Here is an 18,370-nt window from a genome sequence, read left to right on the forward strand (position 1 = left end):
TACCCCCTCAACGGCGTTCGATGGTGAACCGCCCCACGCCCACGCCCAGATCCCAGCCCTTGCCGGTTCCGGCCAGGGCCAGCGATACATCGCCCTTGGTCATCACCTGCGCATTGCTGGATTTGTCGGCGCCGGCGTGCGCTTCAACAGCCGCGTAGGAACCGATCAGGTCGTTGACCGAGTAGGCGCCGGAGAACTTGCCCTTGCCGTCGACGATCTTCGACTTGCCCACGGTGAGCCCGCCGCCCTTGGCGGTGATCTTGACCGGGATGCGGGTGCCGTTGTCGCACTGGATGGTGCCGGTACCCGAGGCGGTCTTGTACAGCACCGACCAGCCGGCCAGGTTGTAGTGCAGCTCGCAGTCAATGTTGCCGGCGGCCTGCGCGGCCGGGACGGCCGAGATGCCGGCCAGTGCGATCAATGCCAGGGAGAACTTCTTCATGCGGGTCCGCTCGTACTGAAGGGGTAACAAGCCAAATCTAGCAGCGCGCGCGTGTGGCGCGGATGATGCGCATCGCGCGCATCCGGCATCCGTTCAGCACGAGCGGCCCGGGTAGTAGTGCCGGCCGCTGGCCGGCTCCAGGCAATCCTGCAACGCCCATGAGTGCCGGCCGCTGGCCGGCTCCAGGCAATCCTGCAACGCCCATGAGTGCCGGCCGCTGGCCGGCGATGCGCACCGCCAGCAACGTGCAGAGCCGGCCAGCGGCCGGCACTACCGTTTCAGCTGCGTTCCTGCAGGCTGAAACTGTCGGCATCGAGCATCGCCGGGAAGCGCGCGCGGTGGGCGGCGAGTGCCGCGGCCGAGATCGTGGTGGTGACCACCTGCTCGGTTTCGCGCACTTCCACCTGCGGCTGGCCGAGGAAATCGATCACCGCACTGTCGCCGGCGTAATGCAGATCGTTGCCGTCCACACCGATCCGGTTCACCGCCGCCACAAAGCAGAGGTTCTCGATCGCACGCGCACGCAGCAGCGTCTTCCACGCATAGGCGCGGGCCGATGGCCAGTTGGCCACGAAAATCTGCAGATCGAAATCCAGCTGATCGGCGCGCTCGACGTTGTAGCGGTTGCGGCAGAACACCGGGAAACGCAGGTCGTAGCAGACCTGCGGATTGATCCGCCAGCCTTTCCACTCCACGCACAGGCGCTCGCGGCCGGCGGCGTAGCGCTCGTGCTCGCCGCCGTAACGGAACAGGTGGCGCTTGTCGTAGTACTGCAGCTCGCCCTCCGGCGTGGCCCACAGCAGGCGGTTGTAGACGCCCTCGCCCACCCGCAGCTGCACGCTGCCGGTGACCGCCGCGCCCAGCCGCACGGCCTGCTCCCGGATCCAGGCGACGGTGGGGCCGTCCATGCCCTCTGCCTTGTCGATGGCATCGTTGGAGAAGCCGCTGGTGAAGGTCTCCGGCAGGATCACCAGATCGGTCTGCCCGGCCAGCGGCGCCAACAGCGCACCGTAATGCGCGCGGTTACCCGCCGGGTCGTGCCAGCGGGTGTCGCCCTGGATCAGGGAAATGCGCAGATCCTGCAGCTCGGTCACGGCACCCATCACAGTGCCCGCAGGCGGTCGATCGCCGCGTCCATCGTGGCGTCGTTCTTGGCAAAGCACAGGCGGACCAGACGCTGGCCGGCCGGGGCGGTCTCATAGAACGGCGACAGCGGGATCGCCGCCACGCCCTTCTCGATCGTCAGCCATTTCACGAATTCGTGGTCCGGCAGATCGCTGACGGCCGCGTAATCCACCAGCTGGAAGTAGCCACCCGGCACCGGCAGCGGTGTCAGGCGCGTGGTCAGCAGCTGCTCGCGGAAGCGGTCGCGCTTGGCCTGGTAGAACGCGCCCAGTTCCAGATGGTGTTCGGGCTCGTCACGGATCATCGCGGCGAAACCATACTGCGCCGGGCCGAAGCTGGTGAAGGTGTTGTACTGGTGCACCTTGCGGAACTCGGCGGTCATCGCCGGCGGCGCGATCGCGTAGCCGATCTTCCAGCCGGTGCAGTGGTAGGTCTTGCCGAAGCTGGAAATCACGAACGCACGCTCGCGCAGCTCCGGATGGCGCAGCGAGGATTCGTGGCGGCGGCCGTCATAGATGATGTGCTCGTACACCTCATCGGAGATCAGGTAGATGTCGGTGCCGCGCAACACATCGGCCAGCGCCTGCATGTCCTCGGCGGTCAGCATCGCGCCGGACGGGTTGTGCGGGGTGTTGACCATCAGCAGGCGGGTGCGCGGGGTGATCGCGGCACGCACGCGGTCCCAGTCGACCGCGAAGGTCTGCGGGTCCAGCGGCACGTGCACGGCACGCGCGCCGGCCAGGTCGATCGCCGGCTCGTAGCAGTCGTAGGCCGGGTCGAGCACGATCACCTCCTCGCCGGGGCGGACCACGGCGTGGATGGCGTTGAAGATCGCCTCGGTGGCGCCGCTGGTGACGGTGATCTCGGTATCCGGATCCACCTGGGCGCCGTACAGATCCAGTGACTTCTGCGCGATGGCCTGGCGCAGCGGCGCCACGCCGGTCATTGGCGGGTATTGATTCAGACCGCCCTGCATCGCGGCGACGGTTTCATCGATCAGCCGCTGCGGTGCGGAGAAATCCGGGAACCCCTGGCCCAGGTTGACCGCGCCGTGTTCGGCGGCGAGCTGGGACATCACGGTGAAGATGGTGGTGCCCACCTTGGGCAGCTTGGTTTGCGGTTGCATCGGCAGCAGGGAAAGAACCGGGGGAACTCCCAGTGTACGCAAATCATCCTGCCCGTTCCCCCGATACAATGGCGGCCCATTCCGGTGCAAAGATCCCGCCCCTTGAACGCCCCTCCGTTGCTGGCCGCGCATGGCCTTGGCTTCAGTCGCAACGACGAACCCGTCTTCGGCCCGCTGGACCTGCACGTGGATGCCGGCGAAGCCCTGCTGGTGCAGGGCGACAATGGCGCGGGCAAGACCACCCTGCTGCGGGTGCTGGCGGGCCTGCTGCGCGCCGGCAGCGGCCAGGTCGAGATCGATGGCAAGCGTGCCGGGCACAAGGAGCGCGCGAACTATGTGGCCTACCTGAGCCACCTGCCCGCACTGAAGCCGGACCTGGACACGCTGGAGAACCTGCATTTCCTGTGCGGACTGCACGGCCGCCGCGCCCGCCAGATGCCCGGCAACGCGCTGGCCATCGTCGGCCTGGCCGGCTATGAGGACACCTTGGTGCGACAGCTGTCGGCCGGGCAGAAGCGACGCCTGGCGCTGGCCCGCATCTGGCTCTCGCCCGCGCCGCTGTGGCTGCTTGACGAGCCGTACGCCAATCTCGATCTGGACGGCATCAACCTGGTGAACCGCATGATTTCCGCGCACCTGCGCAGCGGCGGTGCCGCCCTGGTCACCACCCACGGCGCGTACGCCGCGCCACCGGTGCGCACGCGCCTGCTGACCCTCGGAGCGGCGGCATGATCGCGCCGGGTACCGAACCGGGTCTATGGCAGACCGCGCGGGCGCTGGTCGCCCGCGACATGCGCCTGCTCTGGCGCCGCCGCGGCGATGCGCTGCAGCCCTTGCTGTTCGCGTTGCTGGTGGTGGTGCTGTTCGCATTGGCCTTGGGCCGCGATCCCGAGGCGATGGCACGCGTGGCCGCAGCCGTGATGTGGCTGGCGGTGCTGCTGGCCGGCCAGCTGGCCCTGGATTCGCTGTTCCGCAGCGACGCCGAAGATGGCTCGCTGGAGCAATGGTTGCTGGCCCCCGTCCCGCTGGCCTGGCTGGTGCTGGTGCGGGTACTGGTGCACTGGGTCACCACCGCCCTGCCGCTGATCGTGATGTCGCCGTTGCTGGCGGAAATGCTGCATCTGCCGCATGACCAGCTGCCGATGTTGCTGGCATCGTTGCTGCTGGGAACGCCGCTGCTGAGCTTGATCGGCGGGGTGGTCGCCGCGCTGACGGTCGGCATCCGGCGCTCTGGTATTCTCGTGGCGCTGCTGGCCCTGCCGTTGTATGTGCCGGTGCTGGTGTTCGGTGCGGGCAGTGTGGCGGCGGTCGCCCGCGGCCAGGACCCGATCGGTGCGCTGCTGATGCTGGGCGCCGGGCTGGTGGTGGCGCTGGTGCTGGCCCCGCTGGCGACGGCCGCGGCGATCCGCATCTCGCTGAGTTGAGCGGTATGGCGTACTGTCGGTGGCGTGAACTGCGTTGTGAGCGTCACCTGCCTCCGCGTCAACCGTTGCCGAGCCACTCCACGTCCGTTCCATCGTCGCCCTTCGTTGGATAGCCACTGCCGCATGCACCCGATCGTCCGCTGGTTCCACCAACTCGGTTCGCCGCCCACCTTCGACCGCTTTGCCGCGCGCTGGTCGCGGGTGTTCTACCTGGCGGCGGTGCCGGTGCTGCTGGTCGGCATCTGGCAGGCGCTGGCGGTGGTGCCGGCCGACTCCAAGCAGCTGGACAGCTTCCGCATTCTCTATATCCACGTGCCGAGCGCGTGGATGAGCCTGTTCGTGTTCGCGCTGATGGCGCTGTACGCCGCGATCGCGCTGATCTGGCGGATCAAGACCTGCGAAATCCTGGCGATGGCCTGTGCCCCGCTCGGCGCAGGCTTCACCCTGATCACCCTGCTCACCGGCAGCATCTGGGGCAAGCCGACCTGGGGCACCTGGTGGGACTGGGACCCGCGCATGACCACCGAGCTGATCCTGCTGTTCCTGTACCTGGGCGTGATCGGCCTGTACCACGCCATCGAGGACCGTCGCAGCGCCGCGCGCGCAGCGGGCCTGCTGTCCATCGTCGGGGTGAGCCTGCTGCCGGTGATCCGCTATTCCGTGGAATGGTGGGGCAGCCTGCACCAGGGCCAGACCATCCGCCTGTTCGGCGAGTCGACGCTGGATGCCAGCATGGCGCTGCCACTGTGGCTGATGGTGATCGGCACCAAGCTGTGGTTCGCCGGCTCGCTGCTGGCCAAGGCCCGCGCCGACAACCTGCTGCGCGAAGCCGGCAAGGCCTGGGTCGCCGCCGGCCCCCGTGCCCCACGGGAGGACAGCCGCCCATGACCCACCTGCCCTATGTGATTGCCGCCTATGCCGTGTTCGTGCTGGTGCTGGGCAGCGATGCCATCGGCTCCTGGCTGCGCCTGCGCTGGGTGCGCCGCCTGGCCGCGCGCCGCCAGCAGCGCCAGCAGGCCCGCGCTGCCGCCGGCAGCGCACCGCCGCTGGCACCGGAGCTGACCCGATGAATCCGGTCAGGCGTCGCCGCCTGCTCTGGGTGATGCTGCTCGTGCTGGCCTCCGGCCTGGCGACCGCGCTGGTCGCGATGGCCCTGCAGCGCAATATCGCCTACCTCTACACCCCCTCCGAAGTGCTGCGTGGCGATGCCGGCGATCACGCCCGGTTCCGTCTGGGCGGCATGGTGGTCAAAGGCTCGCTGCAGCGCGCACCCGGTTCGCTGGATGCGCACTTCGTGGTCACCGATGGTGACGCGACATTGCCGGTGATCACCTCGCGGATCCTGCCGGACCTGTTCGCCGAGGGCACCGCCGTGGTCGCCACCGGACGCCTGCAGGACGGCCGTTTCGTTGCCGAAGAAGTGCTGGCCAAGCACGACGAGACCTACATGCCCAAGGAAGTGGCCGACAAGATGGGTCAGGCACATATCAAACACGATGTGCCCGTGCCGGCGCCGGAGACGTACTGAGTGCTGCCGGAACTGGGGCAGATCCTGCTGGTCACCGCACTGTTGATGGCCGTGCTGCAGACCGTGCTGCCGCTGTGGGGCGCCCATCGCGGCCGCGCCACGTGGATGGCGGTGGCGCGACCGGCGGCGTACGCGCAGCTGGCGCTCCTGCTTGGGGCATTCGGCGTGCTGACAGCGGCGTTCGTCACCCAGGATTTCTCGGTGCGCTATGTGGCGGAGAACTCCAACTCGCTGCTACCGCTGGCCTACCGCTATTCGGCGGTGTGGGGCGCGCATGAAGGCTCCCTGCTGCTGTGGGCGCTGGTGCTGGCGCTGTGGTGCGGCGCCGTGGCGCTGTGGTCCAAACGCCTGCCGGCCGAGGTGTCCGCCCGCGTGCTGGGCGTGCTCGGCATCATCAGCATCGGCTTCCTCGCCTTCCTGATCTTCACCTCCAACCCGTTCGCGCGGCTGCTCCCGGCGCCGCTGGAAGGGCGCGACCTCAATCCGCTGCTGCAGGATCCCGGGCTGATCATCCACCCGCCGATGCTGTACATCGGGTACGTGGGCTTTGCGGTGCCGTTCGCATTCGCGATCGCCGCCCTGCTGGAAGGCCGCGTGGATGCACGCTGGCTGCGCTGGACGCGACCATGGACCAACGTGGCCTGGGGCTTCCTGACCATCGGCATCGCACTGGGCAGCTGGTGGGCGTATTACGAACTGGGCTGGGGCGGGTGGTGGTTCTGGGATCCGGTCGAAAACGCCAGCTTCATGCCGTGGCTGGCCGGTGCGGCGCTGATCCACTCGCAGGCGGTCACTGAAAAGCGCGGCAGCTTCGCCAGCTGGACGCTGCTGCTGGCCATCGCCGCATTCGCGCTGTCACTGCTCGGCACCTTCCTGGTGCGCTCGGGCGTGCTGACCAGCGTGCATTCGTTCGCGGCCGATCCTTCGCGCGGCACCTTCATCCTGATTTTCCTGGCCCTGGTGATCGGCGGCGCGCTGCTGCTGTACGCGCTGCGGGCCGGCGCGCTGACCAGCGAGGATCCGCGCCGCGGCTTCCTGCCGACCTCGCGCGAGACCCTGCTGCTGGCCAACAACCTGCTGCTCGCCGCCGCCTGCGGCATGGTTCTGCTGGGCACGCTGTATCCCCTGCTGGCCGATGCCTTGGGCCTGGGCAAGGTCTCGGTCGGGCCGCCCTACTTCGGCACGCTGTTCGTGGTGCTGATGGCACCGCTGGTAGCACTGCTGCCGTTCGGGCCGCTGGTCAACTGGCAGCGCGACCAGGCCTCGCGGCGGTTGGCGATGCTGGCACCGTGGGCCGGGCTGGCCCTGCTGCTGGGCGTGATCGCGTACTTCATGGCGCCGCAGGGCGCGTTGAAGACCGCCGCCGGCGTGACCGGTGCGGCCTGGGTCGCGTTCGGTACCGGGCGTTTCGTCTGGACCCGCCTGCGCGGCAATGGCAGGTTCACTGCCGAGATGGTCGGCATGCTGCTGGCCCATGGTGGGGTGGCCGTGTTCCTGGCCGGCGCGCTGCTGGTCGAAGCCTTGAACGTGCAGCGCGAAGTCGCGCTCGCCCCCGGGCAGTCGCTGGTGGTGGGCACCTATGAAGTGCGCTTCGAAGGCGTGGACCATCAACAGGGCCCGAATTACGTCGCCGATCGCGGGCACCTGCGCGTGCTCCAGCACGACCGCGAACTGGCCCTGCTGCATCCGGAAAAACGCCTGTACGCCAGTGGCGGACAGGTGATGACCGAGGCCGGCATCCACGCCCGCCTCAACGGCGATGTTTACGTGGCACTCGGCGAGTCGCTGGGCAACAATGCATGGGCCGTGCGCGTGCACATCAAACCGTTCGTCCGCTGGATCTGGCTGGGCGCGCTGCTGATGGCACTGGGTGGCTTCGTCACCGCCGCCGATCGTCGTTTCCGTCGTCCCTAGGAGTTTCCCGTGTCCGATCCCCGCCCCGCCTCCCGTCCGCTGCCGCCCGTGGCCATCGTCATCGGGGTGCTGTTCTTCTTCGGGCTGTTGGGGCTGATGATCTACGGGGTGATGAAATCCGGTGCGCCGGACCGCGATGTCCTGCCCTCGGCACTGATCGGCAAGCCCGCACCGGCCTTCGAACTGCCGGTGCTGCACGATCCGCACATCAAGGTCAGCAGCACCGAACTGCGCGGCGCCCCCTACGTGCTCAACGTCTGGGGCAGCTGGTGCGCGGCCTGCCGCGACGAACATCCGATCCTGACCAGATTCGCCGAAACCAAGCGCGTGCGCGTGATCGGCTACAACTGGAAGGACGAGCCGGCTGATGCCCTGCGTTGGCTGGAACAACTTGGCAATCCGTTCGTGCTGGTGCTGAGCGACATCGAAGGCCGCACCGCGATCGACTGGGGCGTCACCGCCGCGCCGGAGACCTTCCTGGTTGACGCCAGTGGCGTGGTGCGCTGGAAGTACAGTGGCGCGCTCAGCCAGCGCGTCATCGATACCCAGCTGATTCCGGAACTGGAAAAGGTGGAGCGTGCCAATGCCCAGCCGCAGCTGCCCGCCTCGCCGTAACCGGATGCTCCGCCAGGTCGGCGTGGCGCTGATCGCGCTGACGCTGTCCATGGCCTCGCCGGTGATGGCGCAGGCCGTCTCCGACCCGACCCCGTTGCAGTATCGCGATGCCGCCGAGGAAGCCCGCTTCCACGCGCTGGCCGCCGAGCTGCGCTGCGTGCAATGCCAGAACCAGTCGCTGGCCGATTCCAATGCGCAGATCGCACATGACCTGCGCCGCGAGGTGCTGGTGCTGATGCAGCAGGGCAACAGCGACGCACAGATCAAGCAGTTCCTGGTCGACCGTTATGGCGAGTTCGTGCTGTACCGGCCACCGATGGAGGCACGCAATGCGCTGCTCTGGTTCGGCCCACCGGTGGCGCTGCTGCTCGGCGCGGGCGTGCTGATCTGGGTGGTGCGTCGGCGCAGCCGCGGGATCGAACCGATGGACAAGAGCGAGGAGCGCTGGTGAGCCTTTGGATGGCCCTGAGTGCCGCGGTGGTCGCGGCGGCCGTTGCGGCATGCGTACTGTGGCCGCTGCGTGCGGGCGGCCAACACCGTCCCTTCGTGATCGCGATGCTGGTCCTTGGGTTGGCCGGTGGCGCGTTGTACCTGCTGGTCGGCACGCCGGATGCCGCCGAGCGGACGGCGGCCAGTAACGAACCCGCCACACTGGAAGATGGCGTGCAGGCGCTGGAAGAGGCGCTGGCGAAAGACCCACAACGCGCCGATGGCTGGGCCCTGCTCGGCCGCTCGCAACTGGCACTGGGCAAGCTGGCCGAGGCCACGGCCGCGTTCGACCGCGCGGTGCAACTCGCCCCGGACGACCCCGGCGTGCTGGTCGAAGCGGCACAGGCGCGCGCCCAGGCCGCACCCGGCAAACAGTTCGACGACCAGGCCCTGCAATGGCTGCGCCACGCCAACGCACTCGCGCCGGAGAGCGAACGCGCCGGCTGGCTGATCGGCATTGCCCTGCGCCAGCGCGGGCAGGACGCCGAGGCGGTAGCCGCCTGGGAAGCACTGCTGCCCCGCCTGGAGCCGGGTGCGGCGCGCGCGTTGCGCGAGCAGATCGCCATCGCCCGCGGCGCTGCCGGTCTGCCGCCGCTGGTGGAAACGCCTGCCCCTGCGGCGGCTGGCGACCACGCCCTCGCCGTGCAGGTGCGCTTCGCGCCCGGAACCGCAATGGATCCGGCCTGGGCCAACGCCACGGTCTTCGTGATCGCACGCGCGCCGGACGGCCCGCCGATGCCGGTCGCGGTGCAGAAGCATCCGGCCAGCCGGCTGCCGCTGCTGGTGACGCTCGGCGATGGCGACAGCCCGATGCCAACCAGCACGCTGTCCCAGCTGCAGGAGGTCGAGGTAGTGGCACGGCTGTCGCGCTCGGGCCAGGCCAACCGCCAGCCGGACGATGTGGAAACCGCGCCGGTACGGGTGCGCCTGCCCCACGCCGGGCCGGTGTCCCTGGTGTTTGATCGCCCCTGACCGATGCGCGGCCGCGACGCAGCGTGCCGCTCACCACTACGGCGCCATCGCGGCGCCCGGCTAAACTGCGTGCATGACTGAATTCATTCCCCCCGGCACCCGTTATCACGCCCTGCCCTCGCCGTTCGCGTTCAAGCGCGGCGGTGAACTGCACGATGCGCACGTTGCCTACGAAACCTGGGGCACGCTCGCTGCCGATGCCGGCAATGCGGTATTGATCGTCACCGGGCTCTCGCCCGATGCGCATGCCGCGGCCAACGCCAACAACCCGGCCGCCGGCTGGTGGGAGGCGATGGTCGGCCCGGGCAAGCCGATCGATACGGATCGCTGGTTCGTGATCTGCGTGAACTCGCTGGGCAGCTGCAAGGGCTCGACCGGTCCGGCCAGCATCGACCCGGCCACCGGGGAGCTGTACGGCCTGCGCTTCCCCGAACTGTCGATCGAAGATGGCGCACGCGCAGCGGTCGAGGTGGTGCGCGCATTGGGCGTGACCGAGCTGGCCTGCGTGATCGGCAACTCGATGGGCGGGATGACCGCGCTGGCGCTGCTGATGCTGCACCCGGGCATCGCGCGCAGCCATATCAATATTTCCGGCAGTGCCCAGGCGTTGCCGTTCTCGATCGCGATCCGCTCGCTGCAACGCGAGGCGATCCGGCTTGATCCGCAGTGGAATGGCGGTCGCTACACCGACCAGGCCTATCCGGAATCGGGCATGCGCATGGCCCGCAAGCTCGGCGTGATCACCTATCGCTCCGCACTGGAATGGGATGGCCGCTTTGGCCGCGTGCGCCTGGATTCGGACCAGGCCGATGACGATCCGTTCGGTCTGGAGTTCCAGGTCGAAAGCTATCTGGAAGGCCATGCCCGCCGCTTCGTGCGCTTCTTCGATCCCAACTGCTATCTGTACCTGAGCCGCTCGATGGACTGGTTCGACCTGGCCGAATATGCCGACGGCGACGTGATGGCCGGGCTGGCCCGCATCCAGGTGGGCAAGGCACTGGCGATCGGCGCCAACACCGACATCCTGTTCCCGGTGCAGCAGCAACAGCAGATCGCCGACGGTCTGCGCGCCGGCGGTGCCGATGCGCAGTTCATCGGGCTGGATTCACCGCAGGGGCACGATGCGTTCCTGGTGGATTTCGCACGGTTCGGGCCGGCGGTCAGCGGCTTCCTGTCCTCGCTCTGAGTTTACCCATGCGCCTTCAAGGAAAGATCAGCGAGTGGAACGACGCGCGCGGCTTCGGCTTCGTGCAGCCCAATGGCGGTGGCGAGCGATGCTTCGTGCATATCCGCGCCTTCGCTGCACGTGATCGCCGCCCGGTGCTGGGCGATGTGATCACCTATGACGTGCAGGCGGATGCACAGGGACGCCGCAATGCGGTGGCGGTGCGGTTCGCGCTGGCTCGGGATGGTGGTCGTCCTGCTGCACGCACTGCGGTGCGTGGTGCGGGGCCGGATCGACTGCCGCGCACCGCCATCGCACTGGTGTTCCTCGCAGGCCTCATTGCCGTGGCGATTTGGCAGCACTGGCCGACGTGGGTACCGGGTGCGTACCTGGGCCTGAGCGTGGTGACCTTTGCCTGGTACTGGTATGACAAATCCGCCGCCCAGAATGATCGCCAGCGCACACCGGAAAGCACGCTGCAGGGCCTGGCCCTGCTCGGCGGTTGGCCGGGTGCGTTGATGGCACAGGCCATGCTGCGGCACAAGAACCGTAAAGCCGCCTTCCAGCAGGTGTTCTGGGCGGCCGTAGTGATCAACATCGTGGCGCTGGGAGGGTTGATCCGCGACGGCAGGTTCTTCGGGTAGATCCACGCCATACGTGGATGCTGTGCACGTAGTGTGCGGATCGCCTTCGGCGCTACCCTTCCAACCTTCCATCCCGCAACCGGTAACTCCGATGCACGATGCCCTCGGGCAGTGCGTCGTGGGTGATCATCAACAGACTGCGATTGCCCAGCGCCGCCACCATGTCCTGCAGCAATGCATGCGCGGTATCCACATCCAGGCCTTCGGTGGGTTCATCCAGCAACAGGATCGGTGCGTCACGCAGCAGCGCGCGCGCCAGCGCCAGGCGCCGCGCCTGCCCGGCTGACATCGTGGCGCCGTTCTCGCCCACCCACGCCGCCAACCCGCCGATCTGCTCGGCCCAGGCATGCAGACGGACCTCCGCGAGCACCTGCCACAGGCGCGCATCGCTGGCCGCCATGTCGCCGAGCCGCAGGTTGTCCGCCACGGTGCCAGCAAACACCGGCGCATTCTGCGGCAGCCAGGCGATCTGACGGTGCCAGTCGGCCTGCGCGAAACTGCGGATATCGGCATCACCGTAACGCACGCTGCCGGCCTCCGGATCCCACAGCCGCAACAGCAGCGAGGACAGCGTGGTCTTGCCACTGCCGCTGTCACCGCGGATCGCGATCCGTTCGCCCGGGGCGAGGTGCAGCTGCACCTGGTCCAGCAGCACCCGCGCCTGGCCGGGCCAACGGAACACCACCTGATCGAAGCGCAGCGTTGCAGGCACGGATGGCACGGTCACCGGCGCGGCGGCTTCCACCACGCCAGGCGCCTGGTCCACGATGGCCTCCAGCCGCACCGCGGCGACGCGGCCGGACAACCACGATTGCCAGGCCAAGCCGATCCCGGCCCACAGCTCCAGCAGTGCGACGGTCAGGAATACCAGTGCGGCCGCCAGCGCGGCATCCACGCTGCCGCGCTCGAAGGCATGCAGGGCCAGCCACAGCATCGCGACCAGGCCACCCGCGCCGCACAGACCGTGCAATGTATTGCCACTGATCAGCCGCCAGCGGCGACGCTTGTCACGCGACTTCAGCTGTTTGGCTGCCACCCGCACGCGCTGGTTCCAATGCTCGCGCGCCTGCAGGGCGGCAAGATCGGCCGCGCCTTCCAGCCCTTCGAAGGATTGGGTACGCAGCTGTGCCCGGTGCAGCGCGCGGTCGCGCTCCTGGTCGGCGGCGCCACGCACGGTCAGCCACGGCACCCCCAGCCCGATCAGCAAGGCGAGCATCGCCAGCAGAGCGGCCGCTGGCAGATAGATGATGCCCGCCGACACCACCGCGACCAGCGAGATGCCACCCAGCGCCAACAGCGGGCCGATCGCGCGTACCAGCAGGCCATCGACCTCGCCGATATCCGACATCAGCCGCGCCAGCAGTTCACCGGTGCGTACACCGGCCAGACGGGCCGGTGCCAGCGGCAGCGCACGACGGAAGAACCACACGCGCAGGTCACGTGCGATGCGCAGGGTGACATCGTGGCCGACCAGCTTTTCGAAATAGCGCGACACGATGCGCGCCATGGTCAGCCCGCGGATGCCCGCCGAGGGCGAGAAAAAGTTGAACCCATTGCCGAGCCCGGCGGCACCGGCCAAGGCGGCGGCGGTGAGGAAACCACCGGACAGGCCGAGCAGCGCGGTGCCGGCCAGCATCGTCGTCCACAGCAGCAGCACGGTCAGCAGCAGGCGGCCACGGTGCCGGGCGAACACGCCCTTCAGCGAATCGATGTGCGCCGCCTTCATGGCGTTACCTCCGAGGCCAGGCGCGCACCACCGGCGGTCAGGGTCAGGCGGGTATCTGCCCAGCGCATCGCGGTCTCGCTGTGGGTGGCGATCACCACGCTGCGCCCGCGCGCGAACGCCGCCAGGGTACGCAGCAGATCGGCTTCGGTGTCCGGATCGAGGAAGGCGGTCGGCTCGTCGAGCAGCAGCAGCTGCGGATCGCGCAGCAGCAACCGGGCCAGGCCGATGCGACGCGCTTCGCCACCGGACAATCCGAAGCCGCGCTCACCGATCACGGTGTCCAGCCCCTGTGGCAGTGCGGCAGCGAAGCGCATCACCTGGGCGGCCTCGGCCACGGCGCGCAGGTGCGCATCGGTCGCGCCCGGTGCGGCCAGGCGCAGGTTGTCGGCGATCGTGCCGTGGAACAGATAGGGGCGCTGCCCGGCGTAGCCCACGTCCAACCCCGGGCGCAGCACGATGCTGCCCTCGCGCGGGGGCAGCCACCCGGCCAGTGCTTCCAGCAACGTGCTTTTGCCACTGCCGCTGGGGCCGATCAGCGCCACGCGCTGCCCGGGCTCGATCTGGAACGAAAGCTGCTGCACCACATCGTGATGCGCACCCAGTGGTCGCAGGCTCACCCCACTTACGATGACCGGCGGGGCGTGCTGTTCGAGCAGTTCCGGAGCGCGCGCGGTGGCCGGCGATGCGTCCTCGGCCACGGGGGCGTCCGGCAACTCGCCAAGCAGGCGCTCCACTTCGGCCGCCGCGGCCAGCGCGTTGGCGCGGTCGTGGTAATGCGCGGCCAAGCGCCGCAGCGGTGCATAGAACTCCGGTGCCAGCAGCAGGCAGAACATGCCCACGCCGAGCGTCGGCACCTGTGCATGCAGCGACATCAGGCCGAGATAGCTCAGGCCCAGATAGAGCGCCACCATCGCCACGCTGACCGACGCGAAGAACTCCAGCACCGTCGAAGAGAGGAAGGCGATCCGCAGCACTTTCAAGGTGCGCTCGCGCACACCTTCTGCCGCCGTGGCCACACCGTCCAGCTCGGCCTCGCCTCGCCCGTACAGGCGCAGCAGACCGAGCCCCTTGATGCGATCGGCGAAGTGGCCGCTCATCCGCGCCAGTTCGCCCAGCTGCGCACGGCCGGCGGCTTCAGCGCCCCAACCCACCAGCATCATGAAGAACGGCACCAGCGGCGCGGTGAACAAGAGAATCAGTGCGATCACCCAATCGGTCCAGGCCACGGCGATGGCGATCAGCAGCGGGACCACGACCACTTCGATGCGGACGGGCTGGTAGCCGGCGTAATAATTCTCAATCGCATCGGCATGGGCGAGCATCAGTTCACCGAGTTCACCGGTGCGCTGCTGGCGCAGCCACAGCGGGCCACGCCCGAGCAGCCGCTGGTAAACCCGTTCACGCAGCGCCAGCCGCGCCGCATCGGCGACGTCACCGGCTGCCGCCTGGGTCGCGCTCCCCAGCAGGGTGCGGATGCCCAGCACCGCCAGCAAGCCCAGCAGCACGGGCGTGGCGTCGGCCAGTGGGCGGTGATCCACCAGCACCGCCTGGATCAACCAGGCGATGGCAGCCGCCTGCCCGATCAACAAGGCGCCGGACAGGCAGATGCAGATCGCCGCCAGCCGCTGCTTGCCGCGGGCGGCCGCCGCCAGCCCGCCCAGCCAGTGCAGGCGACGGCGGCGCAGGGCGGTTGTCTCAACAATGGACGCGTCGGGGGGTATGCTCAAAACAAGTCACTGGCGGCCACAGGGAGGTTCCGTCGATTGTAGTAGGTGCTGGCCCCGCCCCCGTGCGGCCAGCGGTCGCAGGGGTGGGATGCATACGATCCCCGCGCAGGTCTGTTTGTACATTGATCTGAATCAAGGCTGTTTGAAGTTGCTGGTCACAGAATTCACCCCGTAGACCCCCCCTTCCCGCCACCTGAAACGGCAAAACCCAACGAGGTAGCCAGGCCATGATTGATCAGACAGTCGTAGAACTGTCGCGGCTGCAATTCGCTCTGACCGCGATGTACCACTTCCTTTTCGTTCCCCTCACGCTTGGCCTGTCCTTCATGGTGGCCATCATGGAGAGCGTCTACGTCATGACCCGCAAACAGGTCTGGCGCCAGATGACGCTGTTCTGGGGCACGTTGTTCGGCATCAACTTCGCCATCGGCGTCGCCACCGGCATCGTGATGGAATTCCAGTTCGGCATGAACTGGTCGTATTACAGCCACTACGTGGGGGACATCTTCGGCGCACCGCTGGCGATCGAAGGCCTGATGGCGTTCTTCCTGGAAGCGACCTTCATCGGTCTGTTCTTCTTCGGCTGGAAGCGCCTGAGCCCGGTCAAGCATCTCACCGTGACCTGGCTGATGGCCCTGGGCACCAACCTGTCGGCGGTGTGGATCCTGATCGCCAACGGCTGGATGCAGAATCCGACCGGCGCGATCTTCAATCCGGAAACGATGCGCATGGAGGTGGTGGATTTCGCCGCCGTGCTGTTCAACCCGGTGGCCCAGGCCAAGTTCGTGCATACGGTCAGTGCCGGCTACGTGACCGGTGCGGTGTTCGTGATGTCGATCAGCGCCCTGTTCCTGCTGCGCAACAAGCACAAGGACATGGCACGCCGTTCCTTCGCGGTGGCGGCCGCCTTCGGCCTGCTGTCCTCGCTGTCGGTGGTGGTGCTGGGTGACGAAAGCGGTTATGCCGCCAGCGAACACCAGAAGATGAAGCTGGCCGCGATCGAAGCCATGTGGGAAACCGAGCGTGCGCCGGCCGACTTCACCGCCTTCGGCATTCCCAACCAGACCACCCAGCAGAACGATTACGCGATCAAGATCCCGTACCTGATGGGCCTGATCGCCACCCGTTCGCTGGACCAGCCGATCCCGGGCATCCTGGAACTGGTGGGGCGCGCCGAGAACCGCATCCGCGGTGGCCAGCTGGCCTACGGTGCACTGGAACGCGTGCGCAAGGACAAGAACGACGTCGAAGCGCGCGAGATGTTCGACCGCCATTGGCAGGATCTGGGCCACGGCCTGCTGCTCAAGCGCTATCGCGAGGACATCCTCAACGCCACCCCGGAAGAAATCTCCAAGGCCGCGATGGATACCGTGCCGCGGGTCGCCCCGCTGTTCTGGACCTTCCGCATCATGGCCGGGCTGGGCTTCTACCTGATCGCCTTCTTCGCACTGGCCTTCTACTACTCGTGCCGCCACAACTTCCAGGACAAGCGCTGGTTCCTCAAGCTCGCCCTGTGGTCGCTGCCGGCGCCGTGGATCGCGATCGAATGCGGTTGGTTCGTGGCCGAGTACGGTCGCCAGCCGTGGGCGGTGGACGGCGTGCTGCCGACCTTCTACGCCGCCTCGGGCCTGGCCCTGCATGAAATCCTGACCACGCTGGCGGTATTCACCGCGCTGTACACGGTGCTGCTGGTCATCGAAGTGAAGCTGATGCTCAAGGCGATCCGCAAGGGCCCGGACGACATCCTGCCGTCGCTGCAGGCTGCAGCCACGTCCCTTTCCCCCAATGCCGCTGCGCCGACCCACGGTCGGGCGTAAGGCAGGAGAACCCAGATGGAATTCATTGGACTCGATTACACCACGCTCCGCGTGATCTGGTGGCTGCTGCTCGGCATCCTGCTGATCGCCTGGGCGGTGATGGACGGTTTCGACCTCGGCGTCGGCACGTTGCTGCCGTTCGTGGCCAGAACCGATGACGAACGCCGGCTGGTGATCAACACCGTCGGCCCGGTGTGGGAAGGCAACCAGGTGTGGCTGGTGCTCGGTGGCGGCGCGATCTTCGCCGCCTGGCCGCCGCTGTACGCGGTCAGCTTCTCCGGCTTCTACCTGGCGGTGTTCCTGATGCTGTTCGGGCTGATCCTGCGCCCGGTCGCCTTCAAGTACCGCAGCAAGATGCCCGGCAAGCGCTGGCGCGAGAACTGGGACCGTGCGCTGTTCGTCGGCGGCCTGCTGCCGGCACTGATCGCCGGCGTGGCGGTGGGCAACGTGCTGGTCGGCGTGCCGTTCCACTTCGATGACAGCATGCGCATCTTCTACACCGGCACCCTGATCGGCCTGCTCAACCCGTTCGCGCTGGTGGCTGGGTTGGTCAGCGTGGCGATGGTGGTCTCGCACGGTGCCGCGATGCTGGTGCTCAAGACCGATGGCCCGGTGGCCGAGCGCTCGGCCCGCTACGGCAGCGTCGCGGCAATGCTGACCTTCGTGCTGTTCGCCCTGGCCGGCGTCTGGGTGGCCTTTGGCCTGCCGGGCTACCAGATCACCTCCCAGGTGGTCACCGATGGCCCGACCAACCCGCTGCTCAAGACCGCTGCCGTCGGTGCGGTCGCCGGTGGCTGGCTGCGCAACTACCAGAGCATGCCGCTGACCCTGCTGGCCCCGATCCTCGGGCTGGTTGGTGCACTGGCCAGCGCGGTGCTGCTGCGGGCCCGCCGTGGTGGCCTGGCCTTCCTGGCCTCGGGGGCCTCGATCACCGGCATCATCCTGACCGTCGGCTTTGCGATCTTCCCGTTCCTGCTGCCCTCCTCCAGCCAGCCGGGCTCCAGCCTGACCGTCTGGGACAGCTCCTCCAGCCACCTGACCCTGGGGATCATGCTCATCGCCACGGCCATCTTCCTGCCGATCATCATCGCCTACACCTCCTGGGTCTACCGCGTGATGAAGGGCAAGACCACGGCCGAAGAGATGGGCGACAACCCCAACGCTTACTGACGCGCCCCACGGCGCCATAGGAGACTTACCATGTGGTACTTCGCTTGGATTCTGGGTGCAGGGCTGGCTTCGGTCGTGGCCATTCTCAATGGCATGTGGTTCGAAGCCCGCGAGCAGAGCCGTACGGATCACGAAGAAGGCTAAAAAAAGGTTGCCGATCGGGTCTTCACACCGTATCCTTGTCGGCTCCTTCGGGGTGTAGCTCAGTCTGGTAGAGCGCTACGTTCGGGACGTAGAGGTCGCAGGTTCGAATCCTGTCTCCCCGACCACTTCGGTGGTCGTATTGAAGCCTGGGAACACGTTTCCAGGCTTCTTTATCAAGGGCCGTGGCAACACGGCACCGAAGGTGAAAAACGCGATCCCCCCTTGCCGCCGACCGGCGGGATCGATACAATAGGCGGCTCCTTACGGGGTGTAGCTCAGTCTGGTAGAGCGCTACGTTCGGGACGTAGAGGTCGCAGGTTCGAATCCTGTCTCCCCGACCAT

At 67.7% G+C, this 18,370-nt stretch carries 19 protein-coding genes and 2 tRNA genes; 16 read left to right on the forward strand and 5 right to left on the reverse strand.

Annotated elements, in window-relative coordinates:
• Positions 1-7: 7 nt before the first annotated feature.
• The 3 genes from ABE472_RS07415 to ABE472_RS07425 form a co-directional block, all read right to left on the reverse strand.
• On the reverse strand, positions 8-442 hold the full coding sequence (locus tag ABE472_RS07415; protein WP_123730749.1) for a hypothetical protein: 435 nt from the start codon (positions 440-442) through the stop codon (positions 8-10).
• A gap of 278 nt (positions 443-720) precedes the next feature.
• Positions 721-1,527 carry an amidohydrolase gene (locus tag ABE472_RS07420; RefSeq protein ID WP_346464560.1) on the reverse strand — a complete coding sequence of 269 codons (807 nt, stop codon included), beginning with the start codon at positions 1,525-1,527 and terminating at the stop codon, positions 721-723.
• Between the two features lie 17 nt (positions 1,528-1,544).
• Positions 1,545-2,693 carry a pyridoxal phosphate-dependent aminotransferase gene (locus ABE472_RS07425; RefSeq protein WP_313210378.1) on the reverse strand — a complete coding sequence of 383 codons (1,149 nt, stop codon included), beginning with the start codon at positions 2,691-2,693 and terminating at the stop codon, positions 1,545-1,547.
• A gap of 102 nt (positions 2,694-2,795) precedes the next feature.
• Here ABE472_RS07425 and ccmA point away from each other — a divergent pair, with 102 nt between their 5' ends.
• The 11 genes from ccmA (at position 2,796) to ABE472_RS07480 (ending at position 11,444) form a co-directional block, all read left to right on the forward strand.
• Positions 2,796-3,425, forward strand: a complete 630-nt coding sequence (ccmA, locus tag ABE472_RS07430; RefSeq protein ID WP_088434712.1) for a heme ABC exporter ATP-binding protein CcmA — start codon at positions 2,796-2,798, stop codon at positions 3,423-3,425.
• Positions 3,422-4,117 (forward strand): heme exporter protein CcmB, encoded by a 696-nt coding sequence (gene ccmB / locus ABE472_RS07435; protein ID WP_313210382.1) that lies wholly within the window; start codon positions 3,422-3,424, stop codon positions 4,115-4,117. Before ccmA ends, ccmB begins: the two co-directional genes overlap by 4 nt.
• 123 nt (positions 4,118-4,240) lie before the next feature.
• The gene (gene ccmC / locus ABE472_RS07440) at positions 4,241-5,005 is read left to right on the forward strand and encodes a heme ABC transporter permease CcmC (protein WP_346465968.1); all 765 of its coding nucleotides are present in this window, start codon (positions 4,241-4,243) and stop codon (positions 5,003-5,005) included.
• Entirely contained in the window at positions 5,002-5,187 is a 186-nt protein-coding gene (gene ccmD / locus ABE472_RS07445; RefSeq protein WP_346465969.1) for a heme exporter protein CcmD, read from the forward strand. Before ccmC ends, ccmD begins: the two co-directional genes overlap by 4 nt.
• The gene (ccmE, locus tag ABE472_RS07450) at positions 5,184-5,645 is read left to right on the forward strand and encodes a cytochrome c maturation protein CcmE (RefSeq protein ID WP_121038127.1); all 462 of its coding nucleotides are present in this window, start codon (positions 5,184-5,186) and stop codon (positions 5,643-5,645) included. The genes ccmD and ccmE overlap by 4 nt, the downstream gene beginning before the upstream one ends.
• Positions 5,646-7,559, forward strand: a complete 1,914-nt coding sequence (locus tag ABE472_RS07455; RefSeq protein WP_313212256.1) for a heme lyase CcmF/NrfE family subunit — start codon at positions 5,646-5,648, stop codon at positions 7,557-7,559.
• A gap of 9 nt (positions 7,560-7,568) precedes the next feature.
• Positions 7,569-8,174 carry a DsbE family thiol:disulfide interchange protein gene (locus ABE472_RS07460; RefSeq protein WP_313212257.1) on the forward strand — a complete coding sequence of 202 codons (606 nt, stop codon included), beginning with the start codon at positions 7,569-7,571 and terminating at the stop codon, positions 8,172-8,174.
• A gap of 49 nt (positions 8,175-8,223) precedes the next feature.
• Entirely contained in the window at positions 8,224-8,625 is a 402-nt protein-coding gene (locus ABE472_RS07465; protein ID WP_313212282.1) for a cytochrome c-type biogenesis protein, read from the forward strand.
• Complete coding sequence (locus ABE472_RS07470) at positions 8,619-9,635, forward strand: tetratricopeptide repeat protein (RefSeq protein WP_346465996.1); 1,017 nt, start codon at positions 8,619-8,621, stop codon at positions 9,633-9,635. Before ABE472_RS07465 ends, ABE472_RS07470 begins: the two co-directional genes overlap by 7 nt.
• A gap of 73 nt (positions 9,636-9,708) precedes the next feature.
• On the forward strand, positions 9,709-10,821 hold the full coding sequence (locus ABE472_RS07475; RefSeq protein WP_346465970.1) for a homoserine O-acetyltransferase: 1,113 nt from the start codon (positions 9,709-9,711) through the stop codon (positions 10,819-10,821).
• 8 nt (positions 10,822-10,829) lie between these two features.
• Positions 10,830-11,444: a cold shock and DUF1294 domain-containing protein gene (locus tag ABE472_RS07480; protein WP_346465971.1), complete on the forward strand. Its 615-nt coding sequence runs from the start codon at positions 10,830-10,832 to the stop codon at positions 11,442-11,444.
• A gap of 52 nt (positions 11,445-11,496) precedes the next feature.
• Here ABE472_RS07480 and cydC read toward each other — a convergent pair whose 3' ends face one another.
• The gene (gene cydC, locus ABE472_RS07485) at positions 11,497-13,170 is read right to left on the reverse strand and encodes a thiol reductant ABC exporter subunit CydC (RefSeq protein ID WP_346464552.1); all 1,674 of its coding nucleotides are present in this window, start codon (positions 13,168-13,170) and stop codon (positions 11,497-11,499) included.
• Positions 13,167-14,897, reverse strand: a complete 1,731-nt coding sequence (cydD, locus tag ABE472_RS07490; protein ID WP_346465972.1) for a thiol reductant ABC exporter subunit CydD — start codon at positions 14,895-14,897, stop codon at positions 13,167-13,169. The genes cydC and cydD overlap by 4 nt, the downstream gene beginning before the upstream one ends.
• 227 nt (positions 14,898-15,124) lie before the next feature.
• On the opposite strand from cydD, the gene ABE472_RS07495 reads away from it, so the two are divergent.
• From ABE472_RS07495 to ABE472_RS07515, 5 genes are all read left to right on the forward strand, one after another.
• On the forward strand, positions 15,125-16,714 hold the full coding sequence (locus ABE472_RS07495; RefSeq protein WP_313212262.1) for a cytochrome ubiquinol oxidase subunit I: 1,590 nt from the start codon (positions 15,125-15,127) through the stop codon (positions 16,712-16,714).
• Positions 16,715-16,729: 15 nt separating this feature from the next.
• A complete protein-coding gene (gene cydB / locus ABE472_RS07500; protein ID WP_313212263.1) occupies positions 16,730-17,884 on the forward strand; it encodes a cytochrome d ubiquinol oxidase subunit II in 1,155 nt (384 codons plus the stop codon).
• 30 nt (positions 17,885-17,914) lie between these two features.
• Positions 17,915-18,028 carry a cytochrome bd-I oxidase subunit CydX gene (gene cydX / locus ABE472_RS07505; RefSeq protein WP_019182852.1) on the forward strand — a complete coding sequence of 38 codons (114 nt, stop codon included), beginning with the start codon at positions 17,915-17,917 and terminating at the stop codon, positions 18,026-18,028.
• A gap of 48 nt (positions 18,029-18,076) precedes the next feature.
• Positions 18,077-18,153: transfer RNA gene (locus ABE472_RS07510), tRNA-Pro, on the forward strand.
• 139 nt (positions 18,154-18,292) lie between these two features.
• Positions 18,293-18,369, forward strand: a tRNA-Pro gene (locus tag ABE472_RS07515).
• Position 18,370: the final 1 nt, after the last annotated feature.

The sequence above is a fragment of the Stenotrophomonas sp. TWI809 genome (genome assembly GCF_039673205.1).
Lineage (GTDB): Bacteria > Pseudomonadota > Gammaproteobacteria > Xanthomonadales > Xanthomonadaceae > Stenotrophomonas.